General features: G+C 44.2%; 22 protein-coding genes. 21 read left to right on the top strand and 1 reads right to left on the bottom strand.

Annotated features, from left to right (window positions below; translation table 11 throughout):
- The first annotated feature begins 80 nt into the window (after nt 1-80).
- Both C1G57_RS04800 and C1G57_RS04795 read left to right on the top strand, forming a co-directional pair.
- Entirely contained in the window at nt 81-4,601 is a 4,521-nt protein-coding gene (locus C1G57_RS04800) for a pneumococcal-type histidine triad protein (protein WP_105113972.1), read from the top strand.
- A gap of 134 nt (nt 4,602-4,735) precedes the next feature.
- Complete coding sequence (locus tag C1G57_RS04795) at nt 4,736-5,902, top strand: MFS transporter (protein WP_105113971.1); 1,167 nt, start codon at nt 4,736-4,738, stop codon at nt 5,900-5,902.
- A 489-nt stretch (nt 5,903-6,391) separates the two neighbouring features.
- Here the strand turns inward: C1G57_RS04795 and C1G57_RS04790 are convergent, their stop codons facing one another.
- A complete protein-coding gene (locus C1G57_RS04790) occupies nt 6,392-6,562 on the bottom strand; it encodes a DUF3042 family protein (RefSeq protein WP_002941416.1) in 171 nt (56 codons plus the stop codon).
- A 68-nt stretch (nt 6,563-6,630) separates the two neighbouring features.
- Between C1G57_RS04790 and miaA the strand changes: the two genes are divergently transcribed.
- From miaA to rfbD, 19 genes are all read left to right on the top strand, one after another.
- On the top strand, nt 6,631-7,515 hold the full coding sequence (gene miaA / locus C1G57_RS04785; RefSeq protein ID WP_105113970.1) for a tRNA (adenosine(37)-N6)-dimethylallyltransferase MiaA: 885 nt from the start codon (nt 6,631-6,633) through the stop codon (nt 7,513-7,515).
- The gene (hflX, locus tag C1G57_RS04780; RefSeq protein WP_044670531.1) at nt 7,508-8,758 is read left to right on the top strand and encodes a GTPase HflX; all 1,251 of its coding nucleotides are present in this window, start codon (nt 7,508-7,510) and stop codon (nt 8,756-8,758) included. Before miaA ends, hflX begins: the two co-directional genes overlap by 8 nt.
- Nucleotides 8,742-9,371, top strand: coding sequence for a cystathionine beta-lyase (locus C1G57_RS04775; protein ID WP_105113969.1), 630 nt, complete (start codon nt 8,742-8,744; stop codon nt 9,369-9,371). Before hflX ends, C1G57_RS04775 begins: the two co-directional genes overlap by 17 nt.
- A 10-nt stretch (nt 9,372-9,381) precedes the next feature.
- On the top strand, nt 9,382-10,311 hold the full coding sequence (gene rnz / locus C1G57_RS04770; protein ID WP_105113968.1) for a ribonuclease Z: 930 nt from the start codon (nt 9,382-9,384) through the stop codon (nt 10,309-10,311).
- On the top strand, nt 10,308-11,063 hold the full coding sequence (locus C1G57_RS04765) for an SDR family NAD(P)-dependent oxidoreductase (RefSeq protein WP_105113967.1): 756 nt from the start codon (nt 10,308-10,310) through the stop codon (nt 11,061-11,063). Before rnz ends, C1G57_RS04765 begins: the two co-directional genes overlap by 4 nt.
- Nucleotides 11,064-11,140: 77 nt before the next feature.
- Entirely contained in the window at nt 11,141-12,688 is a 1,548-nt protein-coding gene (gene cls / locus C1G57_RS04760; RefSeq protein WP_105113966.1) for a cardiolipin synthase, read from the top strand.
- 112 nt (nt 12,689-12,800) lie between these two features.
- Nucleotides 12,801-15,014, top strand: a complete 2,214-nt coding sequence (recJ, locus tag C1G57_RS04755) for a single-stranded-DNA-specific exonuclease RecJ (RefSeq protein WP_105113965.1) — start codon at nt 12,801-12,803, stop codon at nt 15,012-15,014.
- Nucleotides 15,014-16,150 carry a DUF3114 domain-containing protein gene (locus tag C1G57_RS04750; protein ID WP_105113964.1) on the top strand — a complete coding sequence of 379 codons (1,137 nt, stop codon included), beginning with the start codon at nt 15,014-15,016 and terminating at the stop codon, nt 16,148-16,150. The genes recJ and C1G57_RS04750 overlap by 1 nt, the downstream gene beginning before the upstream one ends.
- A 26-nt stretch (nt 16,151-16,176) precedes the next feature.
- Nucleotides 16,177-16,689: an adenine phosphoribosyltransferase gene (locus C1G57_RS04745; protein ID WP_105113963.1), complete on the top strand. Its 513-nt coding sequence runs from the start codon at nt 16,177-16,179 to the stop codon at nt 16,687-16,689.
- Between the two features lie 103 nt (nt 16,690-16,792).
- Entirely contained in the window at nt 16,793-17,734 is a 942-nt protein-coding gene (gene metA / locus C1G57_RS04740; RefSeq protein WP_105113962.1) for a homoserine O-acetyltransferase MetA, read from the top strand.
- Between the two features lie 16 nt (nt 17,735-17,750).
- Nucleotides 17,751-18,425 carry a DnaD domain-containing protein gene (locus C1G57_RS04735; protein ID WP_105113961.1) on the top strand — a complete coding sequence of 225 codons (675 nt, stop codon included), beginning with the start codon at nt 17,751-17,753 and terminating at the stop codon, nt 18,423-18,425.
- A 1-nt stretch (nt 18,426) separates the two neighbouring features.
- Complete coding sequence (locus C1G57_RS04730) at nt 18,427-19,113, top strand: tRNA (adenine(22)-N(1))-methyltransferase (RefSeq protein ID WP_105113960.1); 687 nt, start codon at nt 18,427-18,429, stop codon at nt 19,111-19,113.
- On the top strand, nt 19,100-19,894 hold the full coding sequence (locus C1G57_RS04725) for a Nif3-like dinuclear metal center hexameric protein (RefSeq protein ID WP_105113959.1): 795 nt from the start codon (nt 19,100-19,102) through the stop codon (nt 19,892-19,894). The genes C1G57_RS04730 and C1G57_RS04725 overlap by 14 nt, the downstream gene beginning before the upstream one ends.
- Before the next feature lie 102 nt (nt 19,895-19,996).
- Nucleotides 19,997-20,821: a ZIP family metal transporter gene (locus tag C1G57_RS04720; protein ID WP_105113958.1), complete on the top strand. Its 825-nt coding sequence runs from the start codon at nt 19,997-19,999 to the stop codon at nt 20,819-20,821.
- Nucleotides 20,822-20,925: 104 nt separating this feature from the next.
- Entirely contained in the window at nt 20,926-21,795 is an 870-nt protein-coding gene (gene rfbA, locus C1G57_RS04715; RefSeq protein ID WP_029180067.1) for a glucose-1-phosphate thymidylyltransferase RfbA, read from the top strand.
- Nucleotides 21,795-22,388 (top strand): dTDP-4-dehydrorhamnose 3,5-epimerase family protein, encoded by a 594-nt coding sequence (locus C1G57_RS04710; protein ID WP_105113957.1) that lies wholly within the window; start codon nt 21,795-21,797, stop codon nt 22,386-22,388. The genes rfbA and C1G57_RS04710 overlap by 1 nt, the downstream gene beginning before the upstream one ends.
- Complete coding sequence (locus C1G57_RS04705) at nt 22,388-22,873, top strand: phosphoribosylanthranilate isomerase (protein ID WP_105113956.1); 486 nt, start codon at nt 22,388-22,390, stop codon at nt 22,871-22,873. The genes C1G57_RS04710 and C1G57_RS04705 overlap by 1 nt, the downstream gene beginning before the upstream one ends.
- Nucleotides 22,874-23,237: 364 nt before the next feature.
- Nucleotides 23,238-24,284, top strand: a complete 1,047-nt coding sequence (gene rfbB / locus C1G57_RS04700; RefSeq protein WP_002937117.1) for a dTDP-glucose 4,6-dehydratase — start codon at nt 23,238-23,240, stop codon at nt 24,282-24,284.
- 54 nt (nt 24,285-24,338) lie between these two features.
- On the top strand, nt 24,339-25,190 hold the full coding sequence (rfbD, locus tag C1G57_RS04695; protein ID WP_105113955.1) for a dTDP-4-dehydrorhamnose reductase: 852 nt from the start codon (nt 24,339-24,341) through the stop codon (nt 25,188-25,190).
- Nucleotides 25,191-25,219 lie beyond the last annotated feature (29 nt).

Raw genomic sequence — 25,219 nt, 5'->3', positions numbered from 1 at the left:
TTTTATAATTAACTGGTTGACTATTTGTCTTTGAAGGTATATACTTAACTGGTAAAATACTTATTTTTATCAAGGAGAGTATGGTGAAGAAGAAACGAAATCTTGCCTTGACAGGCATAAGCTTATTGTGTGGTTTGACCTTGTTGGCTTGCCAGCAGAAACAAGCTACGCAGGTGCTTGACGAAAAAGTAAAGCAGGAACAGGTTCAGAAAGAGGAAACGGTCTATGTCGTTGCGGAGTTGACTGAGGATGGTTATGTCCTTATCCACGGCGATCATCAACATGTGGAAAAAGGCTCTGTACCCTACGATGCCAAGTTCCTAAAGGAAACCTTGTTAGAAGATAAGAACTATCAATTTAATGAAAAAGATGTCTTGTATAAGGTACGGACAGGCTATATTATTCAAGTCAATGGCAAGGTCTATTATTATCCTAAGAAGACTGGAGATGGTCTTGTTACTTTAGAGGAAGCCCGGAAATTAACGGCAAATAATCCTGAACATGACCACCATGGACACGATCACAACCATGACCATGCTCATGAAGAGCAAAAACAGTCATCGACCAATCCAGTAGGTGTGGCCGGGATTGATAGACCAACCAGCGACGGTTTTTTATTGAGCGATGCCAAGCAAATTTCAAGCAAGACGGATACGGGCATTATCGTTGAGCATAATGGTCACAGTCACTTTATCTTTTATGGTGACTTGAAAGGTAGTAAGTGGGAGTACCTTATCCCAGCTGGAGCTGATGTGACCAAGAAGCAGGAAAATAGTACATCTAGTCAGTCATCCAGTCAGGCTGGTCAGGACCATTATCAATTCAACCCTGCTGATATTGTAGCTGAGGATGCTAATGGCTATACAGTTCGCCATGGAGATCATTACCATTATATTTTGAAACAAACTGTCGGTGGAAGTGTGGGAAATCCTGTTCATACAGGTGCTAGCCAGTTTGCTAGTTCGAAAGCGGCGGCACCGGTTATGCAAAATCACTTGGTGACTTTACCTGTTTCCCCAATAGCTAACCTACCAGTTCCAGTAGTTACTGCAGGTACTAATCAAGCAGCGTCTGTGGTTTCTCGTCAAGGGATTGCTGGGATTGACTATCCGACCAGCGATGGCTTTCTCTTTGATGGAAGTGGGCTTATCGGTCAGAATGCGGTTGGTCTGCTCATTCAACACCAGGGGCATATCCACGTTTTGCGTAGAGAGCAAGTGGCAACTTCTAAGTGGGCTTATTTGCTAGAAGATCAATCTAGTCAAGCTACTCCAATTCAACCACTTCCAGCAGTCCTCACCAATGTGGTTACAAAACCAGTGGAAAAAACGGAAGTAGTAGCCTCCAGCCAGTCACCAGCGCCAAGTCCAGCACCTGTTACTCCTGCAGAGGCGACTGTGGCGGATGGGGTCACAGCCAAACGGAACTACCTGGCCCAAGCCCTCGGTTTGCCAGTCAATTCTATCACCCTTTTGGATACGCCTCAAGGTCAGGCCTTCATGTATCCCCATGGTGACCATGACCATTTGGTACTCTTAAAGAATATTGACCTGACAAAACCTTTTGAAAGTGAAGAAGAGGAGCATTCTCCAAGCTCGCCATCAGCTAGCGAAACGACTTCGTCTAGCTCAGAACAGCCAACAAGCTCCAGCTCCACAAGTTCAACTACTGGTAGCCAAGAAACAAGTGAGCCAGAAGCATCAACCACAACCAGCCCATCCTTGTCAGAGGTGGCTGAAGCGCCTAATTCAGCAGCTGTTGCTCCGACAGCGGAGGTTGTGGTGGATGAGGTCACAGCCAAACGGAACTACCTGGCCCAAGCCCTCGGTTTGCCAGTCAATTCCATTACCCTTTTGGATACCCCACAAGGTCAGGTCTTCATGTATCCCCATGGTGACCATGACCATCTGGTGCTTTTGAAGAATATTGACCTGACCAAGCCTTTTGAAAGTCCAGAGGAGGGAGAAACTGACCATTCTCCAAGTTCTCCATCAAGCAGTGAAATGAGTTCATCAACGTCGCTGCCATCTAGCACCGCTAGCTCAAGTGGTTTGCCAAGTCAATCCACCGAAACACTTCCGTCAATGTCAGAAGTCGTTGAACCAGCTCAATCAAGCCAACCGACACATTCTGACACCGTTTCAAGTGCTGTGCCATCAGTTTCGACAGAGGTGACTGTCGAGGATGAGGTCGCAGCTAAACGGAACTATCTGGCCCAAGCTCTCGGTTTGCCAATCAGCTCCATTACCCTTTTGGACACGCCACAAGGTCAGGCATTTATGTACCCCCATGGCGACCATGACCATCTGGTGCTTTTGAAGAATATTGATCTGACCAAGCCTTTTGAAAGTGAAGAGGACTTGGCACGAAAAATTGACTATATTTCTAAAGTCTATGGTGTGCCAAAAGAAGCTATTCGGGTTTCGGATACGACCTTTAGTTTCAATGATCCAAGTCATGCCTATGACCCGACCCATGTCCATCCTTATGTGATTTTACGGTCCATGTTGGTTATTCCAGAGGTGACAGGGGATCCAGAGAGGGACTTTGAAGCGGAGCTTTTGGCGGTAGCCAAGCGGACTGGTATCGCACCATCTAAACTCATCATTCGCGACAAGAAATTCGTTCTGCCACATGGTAGCCATGACCATGTCTTACATATTCAGGCTGTGGAGGGCATTGAGCCTTATCTTGCCAATAAATTGCCAGCCATTTCAGGTAGCTATCAGGAAGGGGAATTTGACCGAGCGACTGTGGATAGTCAGCTGGCTCATTTGCGTCAATCGGTGGCTGAAAAATTCGGGGCAAGCAGCAAGGAATACCGTCGTATCGAACGGGCTTTGGACGACTTTGCTAGCAATTTAGATGAACTTGTGACCAATTCGACAGCAGGTTATCTGGCTATGTTGAATCAATTTGAAAAGGTCCATATCTTGCAGGAAGTTGATAATTCTACAGAGGAAAATACAGATCCACTCTACCCATCTATTCTGGAACAGATCCGCTTACTTGATACCAACAATCTGCCAGTTAATAAGGAAGAATTAACCAACCAACTCAATCAAGCCAGTCAAGCTAAGGACAGACAGACCTTGCTCAATTTGGAACATCTCTTGCAAGAGTTGAAACATTTCCAAGACCGTCCAGATATTACAGTTATGGAGTATATGGATTATTTGCTTGGTCAGTTGGATCAAACCTATCTTGCACCTGATTTGCAGGAAAGATTGGCGAGCACATTGGATCGTTTATTCCAAGCAACCTTAGGTGGCAATGCTTCCGTCAAACCACTGGACTTGTCCAAAGAATTAGTTGACCTGAAAATTGCCCTCCATCTTGCCAAGGCAGCCAATCAGACTTACCCTATCCAAACCAGTCCTGCCTCTGAAAAATTGCAGGAAAACAGGGCATTCATGGAAGCATTTGTGGGGGACATCCGTGAGATGTTTACCAGACAGATGACCTTCCCTGAAATCGTGGAGCAAGCGGAGCATGAAACTCCGACTCCATCTCCTAGTCATGTGACGGATAATCAGGCTTATCAGGACCTACTTGCCCTATTAAGACAGACCAATCTAACAGGGACAGTGACCTCGCAAGCTAGCTGGGTTGACCAAATCAACCAAGCTAGTCTGAAAGGAGATGAGCGTGAGTTGGCAAGGATTTCCCATAGTTTGCAGGAAATTCAGCAATTCCAAGACCGAGCAGAAATTCGTTTGATGGAGTATATGGATTATTTACTTGCCCATATTGATAGCCCATATCTTCAAGCACCTACTCGTCAAGAGGCTGCTCGTCTCATCAATCAAATCTATGGTTTGGTTGTTCGCAGAGAATTGGCTGCCAGTCCAATGTCACTGGCAGAAGACCTAATTGCCAACAGTATTGCCGTTGCCAATGATGTGAAAACTCAAGTCCATCAGCAACTAGAAATGTCAGATGACTATGGCGTGATGCAGATGAACCGCCTAGAAATGAATATGTTTGTTGAAGGAACTAGGGATTTCTTTGTCAGTCCTTTGAGTCTTCCAGAGAACGTTCTAGCAACATCAGAGCCGACAAGTCCTATCCCAGTAAGTGAGGAAAGTGAAGGGCTGGCCAGTCCAACCAGTCAGGATAGTCCTGAAAGCTCATCTGGTCCAATCCATGAACATGAAAGTGAAAGTCTATCCAGTTTATCACAACCAGTTGAAGAAAGTTCTTCTTCAGAAATTGAGACAAATTCTGAACAGGCAACCAGTCCTACAGAAGTTGGCAAGGCAGAAGCTACCGCCCCAATAGCTAGCGAAGGTGTAGAAGAAGAAAGTGCTTCAAGTGATGCAACAAGCCCTGCAGAAGTACAAGAAATTCCTTCGCCAACAGAAGAAACAAATGCCTCATCAGCTCCAGCTTCGGAGCCAAGCAGTCCAGCAGCAGAAGAACAAGCTTTGCCTAGTGAAACTGCAGAGGAGGAAGAAGTGGAACTATCCGATGAAGACCTAGAATGGCTGTCCGATATTTTCGGTGAATTTACAGGTTCAACTTCCGAAGAGGAAAGTGAAGACATCGGCTTGACCTGGAAACCGCTAGGGAGCTTCGATTTCAACTCTTTTGATGAATAATACCTAATAAAAAATGTTAAAACCATGGTCTGACCATGGTTTTTCTTGAAAAAATAAAAATAACTTTCTATCACTTGTCAAGTGTGATATAATCAGAGATACTGAAATCCGAACGTTTTATTTAGGAGAGAATAATGAAAAAACAATCACCATTTATCGTAGCAGGTATTGTCATGCTGGGTGTGGTCATGCGCGCTCCCTTTACAGCCCTTCCTGCTATCTTGACAGATGTAGCTGCTGGTCTGGGAGTAGAGGTCAGTTCTCTAGGTATCTTGACCTCTATTCCCTTGATTATGTTTGCCCTCTGTTCTTCCTTAGCTCCTCGCCTGGCTGCTAGATTTGGTATGGAAAAACTCATGGCCATGGTCCTCTTGGTCATGGTTGTTGGATCAGGGATGCGGGTACTGAATCTACCTGCTTTATATATAGGCACTATGCTTGTTGGAGCTACCATTGCCGTTATCAATGTTCTCTTGCCCAGTCTGGTCACGGCTAATTTTCCAAAGAAAATTGGTTTTTATACCACCATCTATATTACCTTGATGGGAGTAGCTGCGACGGTAGCTGCTATGGTTGCAGTTCCTATTGCATCTGCGAGCTCTTGGCAAACATTTATCCTCTTGATAACAGCTGTGGTCTTGATAGCCTTTCTGCTCTGGTTACCCAATATTCGTAATAATCATCGTTTTGAAACCAAAAAACAGGGCCAGCAGACCAAGTCTATTTGGAAGAATAAAGCTGCCCTTGCCTTTTTACTGTTTGGTGGGCTACAGTCTGTTCTCTACTATACAGAGATTACCTGGTTACCGACCATTTCCCAGTCAGTTGGCTTCAGTAAGGCTGAGGCAGGCTTGATGGCAGGTTTCTTTAATATGACTGCCATCCCTATGTCCATGATAATCCCAGCTATCCTTTCTCGTCAGACCAAGGAAATGCGTCGCAATATCATGTTGATAACTTCCTCAGCTACCCTTCTAGGTCTATTTTTGATGGCTGTCCTACCTAAGCATTTTATACTCTGGTCAGCTCTCCACATCATTTTGAGTTTCTCAAATGCAGCTCTTTTCCCTTATATGATGTTGGGCTTTACCTTGAAAACCAGCAATAGTCAGGCGACTGCTCAGTTATCTGGTATGGTACAGACAGGTGGCTACTTGATTGCTGCCTTTGGTCCAGGTCTTTTAGGATATAGCTTTCCTCTGTTTGGAAGTTGGATGCCTCTGATTCTGGCATTAGCAGTCGTGACCATTTCCATGATGTGGACCATTGTCCTGATTGAAAAAGAAGATATCATTGTCTAAATGTATAGGTTGGCAACTGCCAGCCTTTTTTATATCTATTATCTTTGATGAGTAGACTAGAAAATTTTAGAAATCCTAATAGGAACTCAGAGAAGGTGATTTGGTCATTAACAATGTAAAATGTACTAAAATAGTTAAATGATCTATTTTAAACATTTTAAATAAGTCACAGTATTGAATTGACATGTTTTAAAATGTAAAAATGCTCAATTACATTGAATTGACATGGTTTAAAATGTAAAAATACTCAAATGGATTGAATTAACATATTTAAAAATTTAAAAATACACAACTGCATTGAATTGACATATTTAAAAATTGATTTCCCTACCACAACAATGTATTGACGTTTTTTAAACATTTATTTTTAAGTTTTAAAAAAATGAACATGTTCGCAAAAAAAATCCTATCGTCACAGAGGAGATAGGATTTTGTACTTATGGACAATGAACTTAAATTCAGCTTATTGTCCTGAGCAATTGTAAAAAATTAGTGTGCGACACGACGACGTGCTGCTTTTTTACGATTTTCCTCAATGAAGGCTTCTTTCTTTTCTTCTGGTTCAATGATTGTTTTGTGAACAGTGAAGACTGCACCTGCTGCAAGAGCAACTGTAGAAAGAACACCTGTCAAGAAACCTTTGCCAAAACCTTTAGCCATAGTGAATTCTCCTTTACTTGTGTTATAATAGATTTTAGCGAAAAAACAAAATATTTTCAAGGAAAAAGATGAAAACTAAAGTTATTGTGGTCATTGGACCAACTGCGGTAGGAAAAACTGCTTTAGGAATTGAATTGGCCCAGTGCTACAATGGAGAAATTATTAGCGGTGATAGCCAGCAAGTCTATCGCAACCTAGATATCGGCACGGCAAAAGCTAGTCCTGAAGAGCAGGCTGCTGCGGTTCATCACTTGATTGATGTCCGAGATGTGACCGAGGGCTATTCGGCTTATGAATTTGTAGTAGAAGCCAAGGCTTTGATTGCAGACATTACTAGTCGTGGCAAGCTGCCTATTATCGTGGGTGGGACAGGCCTTTATATCCAAAGTCTACTGGAAGGCTACCATCTGGGCGGTCAAGTTGACCAAGAGCAAGTTCTGGCTTATCGAGCTGAACTCGACTGCTTGTCTGACGAGGTTTTGGAAACAATGGCAGAGCAAGCAGGTTTGATGGTCGAGGGAAACAGCCGTCGGAGAATCATTCGTGGGTTAGAATTGATAAAATTTGGAAAGAACTTAGAAAATACAGAGTCAGAATATGAGCCTCTTTACATCTGCCTGACGGATGACAGACAGGTTCTTTACGACCGCATCAATCAGCGAGTGGATAAGATGATGGCGGCGGGCTTACTAGATGAAGTTAGCTGGCTCTACCAAGAACATCCTCAAGCCCAAGCTGCTATGGGAATTGGCTACAAGGAGTTTTTCCCATACTTAGCAGGTCAAATCAACCTAGAAGAAGCAGTTGATAAGGTCAAGCAAAATAGCCGTCGCTTCGCCAAACGCCAATTAACCTGGTTTAGAAATCGTATGCAGGTTCCCTTTTATTCAGTGGGCGAGCCAGATTACAAGACGCAGATTTTCACCGCCGTGGAGGAATTTTTAGATGATTGAAACCCAGAAAGAACAAGAACGCGCCCTCCTGGTCGGAGTGGAATTACAGCAAACAGACAACTTTGACATGTCCATGGAGGAGTTGGCAAGTCTGGCTAAAACAGCAGGCGCTCTGGTCAAGGGAGTCTACACTCAAAAACGTGAAAAATACGACAGCAAGACCTTTGTCGGCTCAGGGAAACTAGAAGAAATTGCCCAGATGGTCGAAGCTGATGAGATTGATACCGTCATTGTCAATAACCGACTGACACCCCGTCAGAATGTCAATTTGGAGGAAATTCTGGGGGTTAAGGTCATCGACCGTATGCAGTTGATTTTGGATATTTTTGCCATGCGGGCACGAAGCCACGAGGGAAAACTACAGGTCCACTTGGCCCAGCTCAAGTACATGTTGCCACGCTTGGTTGGTCAGGGGATTATGCTCAGCCGTCAGGCAGGTGGTATCGGCTCTCGTGGACCAGGTGAAAGCCAGTTGGAGCTCAACCGCCGAAGCATCCGAAACCAGATTCATGACATTGAGCGCCAACTCAAAACGGTGGAGAAAAACCGAGCGACTGTCCGTGAACGCCGCCTGCAATCAGGCGTCTTCAAAATCGGATTGATTGGTTATACCAACGCTGGCAAGTCAACGATTATGAATGCCATGACCGACAAGCGTCAGTATGAGGCTGATGAACTTTTTGCCACACTTGATGCCACGACCAAGCAGATTAACCTGGCGGACAAGTTCAACGTGACCTTGACCGATACGGTTGGTTTCATTCAGGATCTGCCGACCGAGTTGATTTCTGCCTTCAAATCCACCTTGGAAGAGTCCATGAACGTGGACCTCTTGCTCCATGTCATCGATGCTTCTGACCCAAATCACAGTGAGCAGGAGCAGGTGGTCTTGGACATTCTGAAAGACTTGGATATGCTGGACATTCCTCGCCTGGCCCTTTACAACAAGTTGGACAAGACCGATGACAGCTTTACACCCAGTCAGTTTCCTCATGTCATGCTGTCCGCTAAGGATGAAAATGCCAAAGGCCATATTCAGATGATGGTCTTGGCTAAGATTAAGACCATGTTTGAACGGTTTGAGGTCAGGGTCCCACTAGCTGAAGCTTACAAGTTGCACGATTTAGCTACTCTAGCTCTGATAGAAAATCGGACTTATGAAGAGGATGTGGAAGTGGTGTCAGGCTATATCGCTTCCAGCAATAAATGGAAGTTGGAAGAATTTTATGACGGATTATCTTGATTTGGCAATCAAATACGGTGGCTTTACCAGTCTGGACAAGGTCTATCTGGCTAAGAAATTAGCTGATTTGACTGACCAACAAAAACTAGATTTTATCACGCCACCACCTTCGGTTATCAACGCTTATTTTGCGGAAATCTACCAGAAACAAGGAGCAGAAGAGGCGACGGACTACTATCTGACAATTTCTCAGCAGCTGAGCCTTTTTCCAAAAGAGCCCAGCTTTGAAGAAGACAAGCCCTTTGTCCGTCTGAATTTATCAGGTAAGTCTTTCGGATTTGCCTATGTGTCGGCAGACGGTCTGGCCCAGGTCTTTTCGGAGCAAAACGAGGAAGTGACGGATAGCTTGCTCTTTGAAATCGCCCAAGTCTTTCCCCACTATGTCGTCTTTGTGGAGGAAGGCAAGATTTTTATGAAAGTCAATCCCTTTAAGGACGCCGAGTTAGAGGAAGTTGAAACAGACTACCTTTTGACTAAAGTGGAGACGACAGAAGGTTTAGTCAAGATTTCAGGCTTTAATCAGGAAGAAGTGCTGGAAGTGTCGGACGGATATGCTGGCCAGTATTACTATGTCTGGTCGGGTCGCTCTGCAATTTTATATATAAAACATTAGAAAGTAAACAATGCAAATTCAATTTTTAGGTACGGGGGCTGGTCAGCCCTCCAAGGCTCGAAATGTATCCAGTTTGGCCTTGAAACTCTTGGATGAAATCAATCAGGTTTGGCTATTTGATTGTGGCGAGGGAACTCAAAATCAAATTTTGGAAACGACTATTCGCCCACGTAAAGTCGCAAAAATCTTTATCACTCACCTGCATGGAGACCATATTTTTGGTCTACCTGGTTTCTTGTCCAGTCGTTCTTTCCAGTCAAGTGAGGAGCAGACGGATATTGATATTTACGGTCCTGTGGGCATTCGTTCCTTTGTCTTAGCAAGTCTGAAAGTATCAGGGACACGCTTACCGTATCGCATTCATTTTCATGAGTTTGATGTGGATACAGTCGGTCAGGTCTTAGAAACCGACAAATTCACAGTATTCGCCGAAAAGCTGGACCATACCATTCCTTGTGTCGGCTACCGTGTCATCCAGAAAGATTTGGAAGGGACCTTGGATGCAGAGGCTCTGCGCGCGGCAGGTGTACCATTTGGTCCCCTTTTTGGAAAAATCAAAAACGGTCAAAACGTAAGGCTAGAAGATGGGACTGAAATTATCGCGAGTGACTATCTTTCTCCACCAAGACCTGGTAAGGTGGTGACCATTCTTGGTGACACGCGCAAGTGCCATGCTAGTGTCCGTCTGGCTGTCAATGCTGATGTGCTGGTGCATGAGGCGACCTACGGTAAGGGCGATGAGAAGATTGCTTGTAAGCATGGACACTCGACCAATATGGAAGCTGCTCAGGTTGCCAAGGATGCAGGTGTCAAGCAGCTCTTGCTTAATCATATCAGTCCACGATTTTTGGCCAAGGATGTTAGTCAGTTGCGCAAGGACGCTAGCACCGTCTTCGAAAATGTCCGCATCGTTAAGGATTTAGAGGAAATTGAGCTATGAGAACCATTCTAATCACAGGCGCCTCTGGTGGCTTGGTGCAGGAAATGGTGCCATTGCTGAAGGATGAGTTTTTGATTTTACTAGGTCGTGATGTCGAAAAAATTGAGCAGCTCTATGCTTACCATGAAAAAAAGGCTGTCTTTGATGTCGACATTCGAGATGAAGCAGGCCTGACGGCATTTTTCGATGAACTGGATAGTCAGTTTGGTCAGATTGATATTTTAGTCAATAATGCTGGCTATGCTATCTATGATGATTTTGAGAATTTTTCTAGCCAGCAGGTGCAGGCTATGTTTGACATCAATACCTTTGCTCTGATGACCATGTGCCGTTTAGTAGGCAAGCGTATGAAGGCAAGACGGAGCGGGCAGATGATCAATATCGTTTCCATGTCAGGCTTGATCGCTTCAAGTAAATCGTCAGTTTATTCGGCGACCAAGTTTGCGGCCATGGGATTTTCCAATACTATTCGCTTGGAATTAGCCCGGTATGGTGTGACAGTTACTACGGTCAATCCAGGTCCGATTGCGACTGGCTTTTTCGACCAGGCAGATCCTGATGGAAGCTACCAAGAGAGCGTCAAGGCCTTCCTGCTGCAACCGGACTATGTGGCTCGTAAAATTGTCGCAGCCATGGGAACTAGGAAGCGGGACATCAACCTGCCCTGGACTTTGGCAGTTGCCCATAAACTCTATACGCTTTTTCCAAGACTGGCGGACAATCTAGCCAGAACGGTTTTTAATTATAAGTAGCAGAAAATCTAGGTTAGTCTAGATTTTTTTGAAAATTCCTTGTATAATAATTGAAATTAACTATCATTGGAGGAGATATGAATAAACTTTGGAGATTGATTTATAGTCGAACCTTTATCGTACTGAGTTTAATCGTTCTGACGGTAGTAGCTATATTCTGGGCGGTAGGTTCATTAGCTGTTTATGTTCCGGCTATGTTGACCGTCCTGCAGATTTTTTCTATTATCGTAGCCGTTTCTATCATCAACCGTCCTATGAATGCTAGTTTCAAGCTAACTTGGATTATTTTTGTTGTCGGCTTCCCCATTTTTGGAGCCTTATTCTACTTTATCCTGCAGTCCAATATCGAGACCCGTCGTTATCGAAAAACCTTTCAGCGTCAGGCAGAGATTTTGAGGCAGTATGGTAAGACCTCGGAAAAGGTGATGAAAGGTCTGGCAAAAGAAGACAGGGAGCAGTTGAAGTTGGCTCACTACATGAGCGAGTATGTCGGCTATCCTCTTCATACCAATACCGATGCGGTTTATTTCTCATCAGGAGAAGCTAAGTTTGAGGCGCTCTTGGAGGAGTTGAAAAAAGCAGAGCAGTATATCTTTATGGAGTATTTCATCGTGGATTTCGGCTATATGTGGGAATCGATTTTGGACATACTGAAGGAAAAAGCAGCCCAGGGTGTGGAAGTCCGATTTATGTATGATGGAATGAATTCCCTCAGCACCTTGCCTTATACCTATTACAAGACCCTACGTTCCTACGGTATTAAAACTCGAGTATTCTCGCAGATTATCCCTGCTTTATCGACCGTTCAGAACAACCGTGACCACCGTAAAATTGCGGTCATTGATGGCAAGGTAGCCTTCACGGGAGGTGTCAATATTGCAGACGAATACATCAATAAACGGGAGCGTTTTGGCTACTGGAAGGATGCGGCCATCATGGTCAAGGGCGAAGCAGTATCCAACTTTACCCTTATGTTCTTGCAGATGTGGAACCACAATGAGAAAAAGCCAACTGACGATTTGAAATACCTGAAAGCTGCGCGTGAAGCTGAGGCAGAAGTCGTTGGCGGTGAGGGCTATTTCTTGGCTTATGGAGAAAGTCCATTTGATAATGATGAAGTTGCCAAGCGAGTCTGTCTGGACATGATTCAGTCTGCAACGGACTACATCTATATCATGACCCCTTATTTGGTTTTGGATGATGAGATGATTGACAACCTGACTTATGCCGCTAAACGAGGCGTAAGGGTCAAATTGCTTTTGCCTCATATCTATGACAAGCAGTCAGCCTATCTGGCCGCTCGGACAGATTTTAGAACCTATTTAGAAGCTGGAATTGAAATCTATGAATTCACGCCAGGTTTTGTCCACTCTAAAGTTGTCTTGGTTGATGATAAGAAGGCAACTGTAGGCACAGTCAATATGGATTTCCGTTCCTTCTATCTCAACTTTGAATGCGGCTTGTATGTTTACAACCATCAGCAAGTGCTAGCAGATATTTTACAGGATTTCGAAGAGTCCTTTGCCCAATCCGAGCGAATTACCTTGGTCGGTTTTGAAAATACCTATCCTTGGTATAAGCGACTTGCCGGCGCCTTGATGAATATCATTTCCCCATTACTGTAAGAGTATCTTGAATAGTTGGAGCAAGGATTGATTGATTACATTCAGTCGTCCCCTTGCTCCATTTTTCTTTGAAAATGGTATAATAGTAGGATAGCTTAAAGGAGTGAAAAACGTGATAAAACCCAACTATGACTGGCAATTATTGACCGGTTTTTCTGATGAACAATTTATCAAAGTTGCGAAAAAAGAAGGATTGGACCCTGTAGCCGCAAAGTTACTCTATGAACGCGGCATTCAGTCAGCTGAAGAATTACAGGCCTTTTTACAACCAAGCCTAGAAGATCTTCATGACCCTTACCTACTTCACGATATGGATAAGGCAGTGGAGCGGATTCGTCGGGCTATTGAAGACTACGAGCAAATTTTGATTTATGGAGATTATGACGCAGATGGCATGACTTCAGCATCTATTCTGAAAGAAACTCTGGAGGAAATGGGGGCAGAAGTCCAAGTCTATCTTCCCAACCGTTTCACGGATGGCTATGGTCCCAATCAGTCGGTCTACAAGTATTTTATCGAGCAGCAGGGGATTTCTCTCATTGTGACGGTGGACAATGGCGTAGCGGGTCATGAAGCCATTGCCTATGCCCAGGAAATGGGTGTCGATGTGGTTGTGACAGACCACCATTCCATGCAGGAAACTCTTCCTAATGCCTATGCAATTGTCCACCCAGAACACCCAGAGGGAAATTATCCCTTCAAACATTTGGCTGGTTGCGGTGTGGCCTTCAAATTGGCCTGTGCCCTTCTTGAAACGGTTCATGCAGACCTACTGGATCTGGTTGCAATTGGCACCATCGCTGATATGGTCAGCCTGACCGATGAAAATCGTGTCATGGTCAAGTATGGTCTGTCCCTTCTCAAACAGACCGAGCGAGCAGGTCTTCAGGAATTGATGAAAATTGCAGGAATTGATGTAGATAGCCTTGATGAAGAAACAGTTGGTTTCCAACTTGCTCCCAGATTGAATGCTCTGGGGCGTCTGGACGATCCAAATCCGGCCATCGAATTATTGACTGGTTTTGATGATGAAGAAGCTCATGAGATTGCTCTCATGATTGACAGTAAAAATGAAGAGCGGAAGAATATTGTTCAAGCTATCTATGATGAGGCCAAGTCCATGCTTCGAAATGATAGACCCGTTCAAGTTCTGGCTAAAGAGGGCTGGAATCCTGGTGTTCTAGGAATTGTGGCTGGTCGTCTCTTAGAAGAATTGCATCAACCCGTTATTGTTTTGTCCATTGAAGATGGGAAGGCCAAGGGGTCAGCCCGCTCGGTTGAGGCAGTGGATATCTTCCAAGCTCTAAAAGACCATCCAGATCTTTTTATCGCTTTTGGTGGCCATGCGGGTGCGGCTGGTATGACCTTGGAAGTGGAAAAACTGGACCAGTTGGCAGATATACTAGCAGCCTACATTACTGACAACAAGCTGGACATCTCGAGCAAGTCTTCGCTGATTTTAGATGAAGAATTAGACTTAGAAGAATTGACCCTGGACACTCTCAAGTCCTTTGAAAAACTGGCGCCCTACGGTATGGACAATAAAAAACCAGTTTTCTATGTCAAGGATTTCCAAGTAGAATCTGCACGCACCATGGGGCAGAATAATGCCCACCTCAAACTGCGTATTACCAAAGCTGGCTCTGGTTTTGATGTCGTAGCCTTTGGCAAGGGCAATCTTGCCTTGGAATTTTCTCAAGCTAAAAACTTGGAGTTGGCCGTTACTCTCTCCGTCAACAAGTGGAATGGCAATACCAGCCTCCAGCTCATGCTAGTGGATGCCAGGGTCAATGGTGTTCAACTCTACAACATTCGCGGTAAACAACACCAGCTGCCAGTTGGTATTCCTCTTGTGGATGTGAACAATCCAGCGACGGATATAAAAGCCATTGTCCTAGCTAGTTTGCCAGAGGACATGAGCAGTTTGCGCAGCTATTTCCAAGAAAATGACTTTGAGGCAATTTACTTCAAAAATGAGATTGCCAAGCCTTACTATCTGGATGGCTATGGTAGCCGGGACCAATTTGCCAAATTGTATAAGACCATCTACCAGTTTGATGAGTTTGATGTGCGGTACAAATTGAAAGATTTGGCTGCTTATTTGAAAATCAAGGATACCCTCTTGGTCAAAATGATTCAGATTTTCCAAGAATTGGAATTTGTTACCATCACGGACGGTGTCATGCGGGTTAACAAAGAGGCGCAGAAACGGGAAATCGCAGAAAGTCAGATTTACCAAGACTTAAAGGAAACCGTTATTCAGCAAGAATTGATGGCACTTGGCACGGTTCAGGAAATCTATGACTGGCTATGTGGACGAGCTTGATGTTGCCTGTATTTCTCGGTCTTCTGATTTTATTGCTTATCGTTGCATCTATTCGATATACCAATCGCCGAAAGAAAGGTATGAAAGACTTGGAACAAATTGAACCAGTTCAGCAAGCCGTAAGAAAATTGAGGAAAGGTGGATGGTCGGACAAAGCAATTCAGAAGGCCTTTCTAAGTCATTTGCATCGATTGCCTAAGGAAGACATTTCAATCTTCACTAACAATTTCACAGCAGAAGCGGTAGTGTTTGCCTCAGCTAGCTTCTACCAGTTGCTAAGGGCTGAAAGTCGACATTTGACGAAAGAAAAAGCACAAAGTTTGTTAGAACGAACTATGAAAAACTTAGCTTTTCCAGCGGAACTTGACCACAGTCACTTGCCTGACTTGCTAGAAAAGATAGATTGCGACTGTCCTCCCCATCATCCATTTTGGTGGTATTTTGCTGGGCTAGTTGATCGAGCTTTTCCAGAACAGCAGCTTGCAGAGAATGGAGCTTTAAACCGACAAGTCCATCAATTACGCTATCTGATTTCCTACCAGCAGGCTAGTTGGGTGCGCCAGCATTATGGACAGGGGAAGACAGATTGGCAGGCCTTGGTAGCCTATCTAGCTAGCCTGCCTCGCTGGTCCTATCGCTTGAGGGAATCCGCTCGTCTGCATAATAAGAAAGGTTTTGGTCAATCAAGAGCAGAAACCTTACCGATCAATTTGAAAGTTCTCATCGGCTTTCATAGCGAGTTTATTCTGGCGCAAGATGGTCCATTTGCCTTGATTTTGGATGAAAAACCTTCTAAAAATGGAGTGGTCAATGGTGCTTCCTTTAATTATGCCAGAGCCAACAATAAACGCCATGCCCAACTAGATATGGCTCCAGTTGGCCCCCATGACCCAGCATTTCGGAAGAAAACGATCAGGTCTAAAGCTAGGACCTACCTATCTCCTAGTCGGATTTTTAAGCATCAAGTCAAACATCATCAGACAGCTTGGGAGCAATCCTACTTCAACCCCAATGGTGTTTTTTCCTTTCGGGGAAATAGCAGAGCAGGGCTTGTAGCTGGTTTGAGCAAGCGATTTGCCAAAGATATAAGATTTGAAATGTACCAAAAACTAATTTCATGGTATAATAAAGAGTAAAACTAAAAATTTAAAGAGAGACAAAAATGAATTTAAAAGATTACATCGCAACTATTCCTGATTATCCAAAAGAGGGTATTGAATTCCGTGACATCAGTCCTTTGATGGCTGACGGGAATGCCTACAGCTATGCCGTACGTGAAATTGTTCAATACGCGACGGATAAGCAAATCGATATGATTGTGGGTCCAGAGGCGCGTGGTTTCATCGTTGGTTGTCCAGTTGCCTTTGAATTGGGAATTGGTTTTGCGCCAGTTCGTAAGCCAGGCAAATTGCCACGTGAAGTTATCTCAGCTGACTATGAAAAAGAGTACGGCCTTGATACCTTGACCATGCATGCGGATGCCATCAAACCAGGTCAACGGGTTCTTATTGTAGATGACTTGTTGGCAACTGGTGGTACAGTCAAAGCTACCATCGAAATGATTGAGAAACTTGGCGGTATTGTAGCTGGTTGTGCCTTCTTGATTGAGCTGGATGAGCTGAAGGGTCGTGAAGCAATCGGTGATTACGACTACAAAGTATTGATGCACTACTAATACTAGGGTATAGCCAAATCTTATAACTGGTACTTATTTTATTCTAATTGAATTGTATAACAACCTGTCTTATAATAAAGATAAGAAACTCAGGAGGTTGCTTATGCCAATTAAAATTGAAACATCATTACCAGCCGTAGATATTTTGAGAGAAGAGAATATTTTTGTCATGGACAGTGTCCGTGCCAGCCATCAGGACATTCGTCCCATCAAGATTTTAATTCTCAATCTCATGCCACAGAAAATTGTGACGGAGACTCAGTTGCTCCGTCTTTTGGCGAATACTCCCTTGCAATTAGAAGTGGAATTTCTTTGTATGGCAAGCCATGAATCAAAAAACACTCATTCTGACCACTTGGAGCAGTTTTATAAGACCTTTGAGCAGGTCAAAGATGAGTTTTTTGACGGACTAATTGTTACAGGTGCTCCAGTGGAAAATCTCCCCTTTGAAGAAGTGGATTATTGGCAGGAATTGACACAGGTCTTTGAATGGTCTAAAAGCCACGTTTATTCGACCCTGCACATTTGTTGGGGGGCGCAGGCTGGCTTGTATGCCCGCTATGGTGTGCCCAAGCACTCCATGACAAGGAAGTTGTCGGGTGTCTATCGTCAGGAGGTAACCCATCCTACTTGCTCACTGATGCGAGGGTTTGATGACGAGTTCCGTTCGCCCCATTCCCGTTATACAGAGGTCAAGGAGGCTGATATTGCCCATCTGGATGACCTGCTCATCTTGTCGCAAGGGAAGGAAGTAGGCTTGTCCATTTTAGCCAGCAAGGATTTGAGAGAAGTCTATAGTTTTGGACATTTGGAGTATGACAGAGATACGCTTGCCAAAGAATACCAGCGCGATTGCTTGGCAGGTAAAAATCCTCATATCCCAGAAAATTATTTCAAGCAAGATGACCCAACAAGTAGACCGTCTTTATCATGGAACCTTCCAGCAGCACAATTCTTTACCAACTGGGTCAACTATGCTGTCTATCAGGAAACCCCTTATGATTGGAAAACCTTCGAGCAGTCAGCACTTTCAGCAAGTCTTTAATGTTTAAAGAGGAAATATGAACTATTCACAGCAATTTCGGCAGGGGCATTTGGTCCTTCCAGCAGCCATCCTATTTCATTATCAGGAGCTATTTCCATCAGCAGATGATTTTTTAGTCTGGCAATTTTTCTTTTATCAGAATACGTCCTCGTTGGAGAACTTAGCCCCTAGTGAGATTGCTCAGGCGACGGGCAAAACGGTTGCCCAGGTCAACCAAGCCATTGAAAATTTGCAGGAAGCAGGTCTTCTGGACTTTAAGACCATCAGTATTGCTGGTGAAATTGAAATGATTTTTGATGCGTTGCCAGCACTTGAAAAATTAGATGAATTGCTAGCTCCTAAAGTGGAAGAAGAATTCCTACCAGTCGAAAATGACTTGAAAACCATTGTCGGTGAATTTGAGCGTGAATTAGGTCGTCTATTGTCGCCTTATGAAATTGAGGACTTGCAGAAGACAATCGAAGATGACAAGACCTCTGTTGACTTGGTGCGTGCTGCCCTAAGAGAAGCAGTTTTTAACAATAAAACCAACTGGAAATACATCCAAGCGATTTTGCGTAACTGGCGACGGGAGGGAATTACAACTGTCGCACAGGTAGAAGCTAAACATGCAGAAAGAGAAGCCCAGCAACCTAAAAATGTGACGGTTTCGAGCGACTTTCTGGATGCTATGTGGATGTGGAAAGATTAAAATGGAAACAAAATTATCAAAAAGGCTGGCAGCAGTCGCAGATTATGTGCCCCAAGGGGCTCGATTAGCAGATGTAGGGAGTGACCATGCTTATCTCCCTCTTTTTTTGGTGGAACAGGGCAGGATTGATTTTGCAGTCGCAGGTGAGGTGGTCCAAGGACCTTACCAGTCAGCTCTACAAAATGTAGAGCAGGCTGGTCAGTCAGAAAAGATTTCTGTCCGCCTGGCAAATGGCTTGGCAGCTGTTGAGTTGGCTGACCAAGTAAGCACTGTGACCATTGCAGGAATGGGTGGTCGGTTAATTGCTGAAATCTTGGAAGCAGGGAAAGACAAACTTTGTTCGGTTGAGCGATTGGTTTTACAGCCCAATAACCGAGAAGATGATGTCCGTCGTTGGTTGCTTGCTCATGATTTTCAGTTGGTTGCCGAGGAAATCTTGGAAGAAAATGACAAGATTTATGAAATCTTAGTGGCGGAAAAAGGTCACTCAGACTTGACAGCAGACCAGTTGCGGTTTGGTCTTTATTTGCTGGAAGAGCAGTCAGAAACCTTCCAGAAGAAGTGGCTCAAGGAGCTGGACAAGTTGACTTATGCCTTGGAACAAGTGCCCCTTGAACGCCAGGTGGACCGCTCTGCCATTTCCCAAAAAATCCAACAAATTCAGGAGGTGCTTCATGTTAGCAAGTAAAGTGATCGAGCGGTATCAGGCTTTTTGTCCGCCGACTTTAGCTATGGAAGATGATGTCAAGGGGCTGCAAATCGGCACGCTTAAGAAGGACATCCGTCGGGTCATGGTGGCTTTGGACATTCGTGAAACAACGGTGGCAGAGGCTATTGACAAGCAGGTGGACCTGATTATCGTCAAGCACGCTCCGATTTTCCGTCCGATTAAGGATTTGGTGGCTGACAATCCGCAAACTAAAATGTATCTTGATTTGATTAAGCATGATATTGCGGTCTATGTTAGCCATACGGATATTGATGTGGTAGATGGTGGCCTTAACGACTGGTTCTGCGACCTTCTGGGCATTCAGGATACTACCTATCTGATTGAAACTGCTGAGGGGCAGGGGCTTGGACGTGTGGGGACAATAGCAGAGCAGACCTTGGAGGAATTGGCTTTGAAAGTCAAGGAGGTCTTTGGTCTAGATGCTGTCCGTCTGGTGACCTATGGGCACCAAGCCAAGCAGTATGTCAGTCGTGTGGCGATTTGTGGTGGAAGTGGTGGTTCTTACTACCATGAAGCTCTTGCCAAGGGAGCAGATGTTTACATCACAGGCGATATTTACTACCATACGGGTCAGGATATGCTGACTCAGGGCTTGCTGGCAATTGACCCAGGCCACCATATCGAATCCTTGTTTATCAAAAAAATTGCAGATTTGTTAGAAACGTGGAAAGCAGAAGAAGGCTGGGATGTGGACATTCTTCCTTCAACTGTTTCCACCAATCCATTTAGACACTTGTAAAAGTCACAAAAGTTGTGGCTTTTTCTGTCTTCCTCTTGATTTTTTAGGATAGTTAGGGTATCCTAATTATCATACTATGTGCAGTTAAAAAGGAGATGTGAAATGGCTTGGTTTACGGAACAGTCTGTGGTTCTACAGGCGCTGCTGGGTGGTTTATTTACATGGTTTTGTACTATTCTGGGTTCAGCCATTGTCTTTTTCTTTAAGACGGTCAGTCGTCGCTTGCTGGATACCATGTTAGGTTTTGCAGCAGGTGTCATGATTGCAGCTTCATTTTGGTCCTTGCTGGCTCCGTCTATTGAATATGCTGAAGCTTCCTATGGCAGTCTGGCTTGGATTCCAGCTGCAGTCGGCTTTGCAGTCGGTGGTATTTTCTTGCGCTTGGTGGATGCTTGGGTCCCTCATTTGCACTTGGGACATGACAAAGAGCAGGCAGAAGGTGGCGATGAGAAGAACAGGAAAAACCTATCTAAGACAGCTCTGCTATTTTTGGCTATTACTATCCACAATATTCCCGAAGGCTTGGCAGTCGGAGTGACTTTTGGTGCCTTGGCTTCTAATTACAGTCCAGCTGCCTTTGTAGGTGCTTTAGGGCTTGCGATTGGGATTGGCTTGCAAAACATTCCCGAAGGGGCAGCCTTGGCCATTCCGATTCGGACAGATGGAGCGTCACGTTGGAAGGCATTTTACTGGGGTTCTATGTCAGCCATTGTTGAGCCGATTGCAGCCCTAATAGGTGCGGTGGCGGTGACGTATATGACACCGATTTTACCTTACGCCCTGTCCTTTGCGGCAGGAGCCATGATTTTCGTTGTAGTGGAAGAATTGATTCCAGAATCTCAGACCAATGGCAATACAGATATTGCAACACTTGGGCTCATGGCTGGATTTATCATTATGATGGTCTTGGATGTGGCACTTGGTTAAGGAATAAAAGGAGGAAGTCTGATGTTCAGGCTTTTTTCTTATGACATTATCTCTGAAAATATGGTATAATGAACTGATTATTAAATGAGGGAAGGTACTCTTATATGAAAGGTATTATTCTTGCAGGTGGGTCTGGTACTCGTCTATATCCATTAACTAGGGCAGCATCAAAACAGTTGATGCCCATTTACGATAAACCAATGATTTATTATCCTTTATCTGTACTTATGTTGGCGGGGATTAAAGAAATCTTGATTATCTCAACTCCTCAGGATCTTCCTCGTTTCAAGGATATGTTGGGCGATGGTTCAGAATTGGGGATCTCTCTTTCTTACGCGGAACAACCAAGTCCAGACGGCTTGGCACAAGCCTTTATCATCGGTGAAGACTTTATTGGTGATGACAATGTAGCCTTGATTTTGGGCGACAACATCTACCATGGAAATGGCTTGACCAAGATGTTGCAACGGGCTGCTAGCAAAGAAAAAGGTGCGACAGTATTCGGTTACCAAGTCAAAGATCCAGAACGCTTTGGTGTAGTAGAATTTGACGCTGATATGAATGCCATCTCTATCGAAGAAAAACCAGAAGTGCCAAAATCAAACTTTGCGGTTACTGGTCTCTACTTCTATGACAACGATGTTGTGGAGATTGCCAAAAATATCAAACCGTCCCCTCGTGGTGAGTTGGAAATTACAGATGTCAACAAGGCCTACCTTGAACGTGGCGACTTGTCTGTGGAACTCATGGGACGTGGATTTGCTTGGTTGGATACAGGTACGCATGAAAGCTTACTAGAAGCTGCTCAATACATCGAAACGGTTCAACGCTTGCAAAACGTTCAAGTGGCTAACTTGGAAGAGATTGCCTATCGCATGGGCTACATCACCAAAGAACAAGTGCATGAGTTGGCGCAACCACTTAAGAAAAATGAATACGGACAATACTTGCTCCGTTTGATTGGAGAAGCCTAATGACAGAAAACTTTTTCGGTAAAACACTAGCAGCTCGCCCAGTTGAAGCTATTCCTGGAATGTTAGAATTCGACATTCCTGTTCATGGTGACAACCGTGGCTGGTTTAAGGAGAACTTCCAAAAGGAAAAAATGTTGCCTCTCGGCTTCCCTGAAAGCTTCTTTGCAGAAGGGAAATTACAAAATAATGTTTCCTTCTCTCGCAAAAACGTTCTTCGTGGTCTTCACGCAGAGCCTTGGGATAAATACATTTCAGTAGCAGATGGCGGTAAGGTTTTGGGAACTTGGGTCGATCTTCGTGAAGGCGAGACCTTCGGTAATACCTACCAAACCGTTATCGATGCTTCAAAAGGTATCTTTGTTCCACGTGGCGTAGCCAATGGTTTCCAAGTCTTGTCAGACTTTGTATCCTACAGTTACTTGGTCAACGACTACTGGGCTTTGGAACTCAAGCCTAAGTATGCCTTCGTCAACTACGCTGACCCTAGCCTCGACATCCAGTGGGAAAACCTAGAAGAAGCGGAAGTTTCAGAGGCAGATAAAAATCACCCACTTCTCAAAGACGTCAAGCCTTTGAGAAAAGAGGACCTCTAATGTTTCAAGCCTTTTTGGAAATAGCAGAGCAGTTAAACAAGCTTGGAATCATACCCTTGTTAATGGGCTCAGTTGGTTTAGAAAGGCGCACAGGGAGGGACTGGCAGGCAGGAGATTTAGATATTCATGTTCCGAGTGATCCGCGTGGCTGGGAAGCCCCAGATGACGAACGGATTTATCGTGCTGATGAGCTGATTGCCATGATGAACCAACTAGGCTATGTCCTTGTTGACCGTCATGAACATGAATTTCATAAAGACGGCTTATCTGTTGAATTCGGAGGCCTTCATTCACTTCCTGAATTTGCAGGTGTAGAGCTAGAAGATTTGGAAGAACTAGAAACAGCAGGTGTTCGCTATTACCTACCGACACTTGAACAATACCTAAAAATCTATCAAGCCTCCTCCAAAGATTCCTACCGAGCAGAAAATAACAATCAAAAAGACTTTGCCAAGATTGCTTACTTGAAAGAAATCTTGAGGTAGTCTGATAATGCAAGAGGGCGAGCAAAGCGAGCCAATCGCGATAGTTTCCGCCGTAGTGAAAATAGGAACCTGTATTCATAGTTCAGTACGTTCATCTAAGGCTATTTTTTCAGCTACTCATCGTTAGTTTTTTTCAGAATACAGTCAGTATTCCCTCAAAAAACTGCCTTGATTAGCGAAAAACTATCTCTTATATAAAAGCACTTCACTTGTGAATACAGGTTCCGAGATTACGTTTTACGTAATCTTGCAGGGAAATTTTGAAACCTTAGGTTCAAAATTTAGCCATGAAACCGAAGGTTTGCTGGCGCCCCCCACTACCTAAGCTGACACACAAAAAAGAAAAAACTTTTCGGAGAAAAAAATGTCTCAATTTAAAAATATTATCGTAACTGGTGGAGCTGGTTTCATCGGTTCAAACTTTGTACACTATGTGTATAACAATCATCCAGACGTTCACGTAACTGTTTTGGATAAACTTACTTATGCTGGAAACAAGGCTAACTTGGAAGCTATCCTTGGTGACCGAGTTGAGCTTGTTGTTGGTGATATTGCAGATGCTGAATTGGTGGACAAATTAGCTGCTAAGGCAGATGCCATTGTTCATTATGCGGCAGAAAGCCACAACGACAATTCGCTAAATGATCCAAGTCCATTTATCCATACTAACTTTATCGGTACTTATACTCTTCTTGAAGCGGCTCGTAAATACGATATTCGTTTCCACCATGTATCAACTGACGAAGTATATGGCGACCTTCCTTTGCGTGAAGATTTGCCAGGTCATGGTGAGGGTCCAGGTGAGAAATTCACTGCAGAAACCAACTACAACCCGTCATCACCATACTCATCAACCAAGGCTGCATCAGACTTGATTGTCAAAGCATGGGTGCGTTCATTTGGTGTCAAAGCAACTATTTCCAACTGTTCAAACAACTACGGTCCATACCAGCACATTGAGAAATTTATCCCACGCCAAATCACCAACATCTTGGCTGGTATCAAGCCAAAACTGTACGGTGAAGGTAAAAACGTCCGTGACTGGATTCATACTAATGACCACTCGACTGGTGTTTGGGCAATCTTGACAAAAGGCCGTATGGGCGAAACTTACCTGATCGGTGCTGATGGTGAGAAGAACAACAAAGAAGTGCTTGAATTGATTCTTGAGAAGATGGGTCAACCAAAAGATGCTTACGATCACGTAACTGACCGTGCAGGACACGATTTGCGCTATGCTATTGATGCAAGCAAACTTCGTGATGAGCTAGGCTGGACACCACAATTCACAGACTTCTCTCAAGGTTTGGAAGAAACAATCCAGTGGTACACAGACAACCAAGATTGGTGGAAGGCTGAAAAAGAAGCAGTTGAAGCCAACTATGCTAAGACACAAGAAGTTATTAAATAAGACTATTAAAGGCTAGGGCTCTTGCCCAAGCCTTTCTTGAAATAAGGAGCAAATATGATTTTAATTACAGGTGCAAATGGTCAGTTGGGTACAGAGTTGCGTTATCTCTTGGATGAACGTGGTGTTGAGTACGTTGCCGCCGACGTAGCAGAAATGGACATCACGGATTCAGACAAGGTGGATGCCTTCTTTGCAGAAGTAAAACCAAGCGTTGTTTACCACTGTGCAGCCTACACAGCTGTTGATATGGCTGAAGACGAGGGCAAGGAACTCAACTACAAGATTAACGTAACAGGCTCTGAAAATGTTGCCAAGGCAGCAGCAAAATACGGTGCGACCCTCGTTTATATCTCAACAGACTATGTCTTCAACGGTGAGTTGCCAGTCGGTCAAGAGTGGCAAGTAGATGACCAGCCAGACCCACAATCTGAATACGGTCGTACCAAGCGCTTGGGTGAGGAAGCAGTTGAGAAATTCGCAGACAAGTTCTACACTGTTCGTACAGCTTGGGTCTTTGGTAACTACGGCAAAAACTTTGTTTTCACCATGCAAAATCTTGCAGAAACACGTGATACCTTGACAGTTGTTAATGACCAACACGGTCGTCCAACTTGGACACGTACCCTTGCAGAATTTATGGTTCACTTGGTAGAAACCAATCAAGAATTTGGTTACTACCATTTGTCAAATGATGCAACAGAAGACACCACTTGGTTTGATTTTGCGACGGAAATTCTCAAGGATACCAATACAAAGGTCTTGCCAGTAGATTCTAGCCAATTCCCAGCCAAAGCTAAACGTCCCTTCAACTCAACCATGAACTTGGACAAGGCCAAGGCGACAGGCTTTGATATCCCAACTTGGCAAGAAGCCTTGGAATCATTTTATAACCAAGAAAAGAAATAAGATGAACGGGCAATGGCCCGTTTTTTCTA

Source organism: Streptococcus suis (genome assembly GCF_002960425.1).
Lineage (GTDB): Bacteria > Bacillota > Bacilli > Lactobacillales > Streptococcaceae > Streptococcus > Streptococcus suis_S.
This window is presented reverse-complemented; position numbering and strand designations above follow the sequence as displayed.

Bases quoted from the DNA above. Each gene is read 5' to 3' on its own strand.
- cls (WP_105113966.1), top strand. From the start codon at position 11,141: ATGAATAAACTTTGGAGATTGATTTATAGTCGAACCTTTATCGTACTG.
- rfbB (WP_002937117.1), top strand. From the start codon at position 23,238: ATGTCTCAATTTAAAAATATTATCGTAACTGGTGGAGCTGGTTTCATC.
- C1G57_RS04800 (WP_105113972.1), top strand. From the start codon at position 81: ATGGTGAAGAAGAAACGAAATCTTGCCTTGACAGGCATAAGCTTATTG.
- C1G57_RS04790 (WP_002941416.1), bottom strand. From the start codon at position 6,562: ATGGCTAAAGGTTTTGGCAAAGGTTTCTTGACAGGTGTTCTTTCTACA.
- C1G57_RS04720 (WP_105113958.1), top strand. From the start codon at position 19,997: ATGGCTTGGTTTACGGAACAGTCTGTGGTTCTACAGGCGCTGCTGGGT.
- C1G57_RS04775 (WP_105113969.1), top strand. From the start codon at position 8,742: ATGACGGATTATCTTGATTTGGCAATCAAATACGGTGGCTTTACCAGT.
- rfbA (WP_029180067.1), top strand. From the start codon at position 20,926: ATGAAAGGTATTATTCTTGCAGGTGGGTCTGGTACTCGTCTATATCCA.
- rnz (WP_105113968.1), top strand. From the start codon at position 9,382: ATGCAAATTCAATTTTTAGGTACGGGGGCTGGTCAGCCCTCCAAGGCT.
- C1G57_RS04750 (WP_105113964.1), top strand. From the start codon at position 15,014: ATGTTGCCTGTATTTCTCGGTCTTCTGATTTTATTGCTTATCGTTGCA.
- C1G57_RS04745 (WP_105113963.1), top strand. From the start codon at position 16,177: ATGAATTTAAAAGATTACATCGCAACTATTCCTGATTATCCAAAAGAG.
- metA (WP_105113962.1), top strand. From the start codon at position 16,793: ATGCCAATTAAAATTGAAACATCATTACCAGCCGTAGATATTTTGAGA.
- C1G57_RS04705 (WP_105113956.1), top strand. From the start codon at position 22,388: ATGTTTCAAGCCTTTTTGGAAATAGCAGAGCAGTTAAACAAGCTTGGA.
- hflX (WP_044670531.1), top strand. From the start codon at position 7,508: ATGATTGAAACCCAGAAAGAACAAGAACGCGCCCTCCTGGTCGGAGTG.
- C1G57_RS04765 (WP_105113967.1), top strand. From the start codon at position 10,308: ATGAGAACCATTCTAATCACAGGCGCCTCTGGTGGCTTGGTGCAGGAA.
- miaA (WP_105113970.1), top strand. From the start codon at position 6,631: ATGAAAACTAAAGTTATTGTGGTCATTGGACCAACTGCGGTAGGAAAA.
- C1G57_RS04730 (WP_105113960.1), top strand. From the start codon at position 18,427: ATGGAAACAAAATTATCAAAAAGGCTGGCAGCAGTCGCAGATTATGTG.
- C1G57_RS04795 (WP_105113971.1), top strand. From the start codon at position 4,736: ATGAAAAAACAATCACCATTTATCGTAGCAGGTATTGTCATGCTGGGT.
- C1G57_RS04735 (WP_105113961.1), top strand. From the start codon at position 17,751: ATGAACTATTCACAGCAATTTCGGCAGGGGCATTTGGTCCTTCCAGCA.
- rfbD (WP_105113955.1), top strand. From the start codon at position 24,339: ATGATTTTAATTACAGGTGCAAATGGTCAGTTGGGTACAGAGTTGCGT.
- C1G57_RS04710 (WP_105113957.1), top strand. From the start codon at position 21,795: ATGACAGAAAACTTTTTCGGTAAAACACTAGCAGCTCGCCCAGTTGAA.
- C1G57_RS04725 (WP_105113959.1), top strand. From the start codon at position 19,100: ATGTTAGCAAGTAAAGTGATCGAGCGGTATCAGGCTTTTTGTCCGCCG.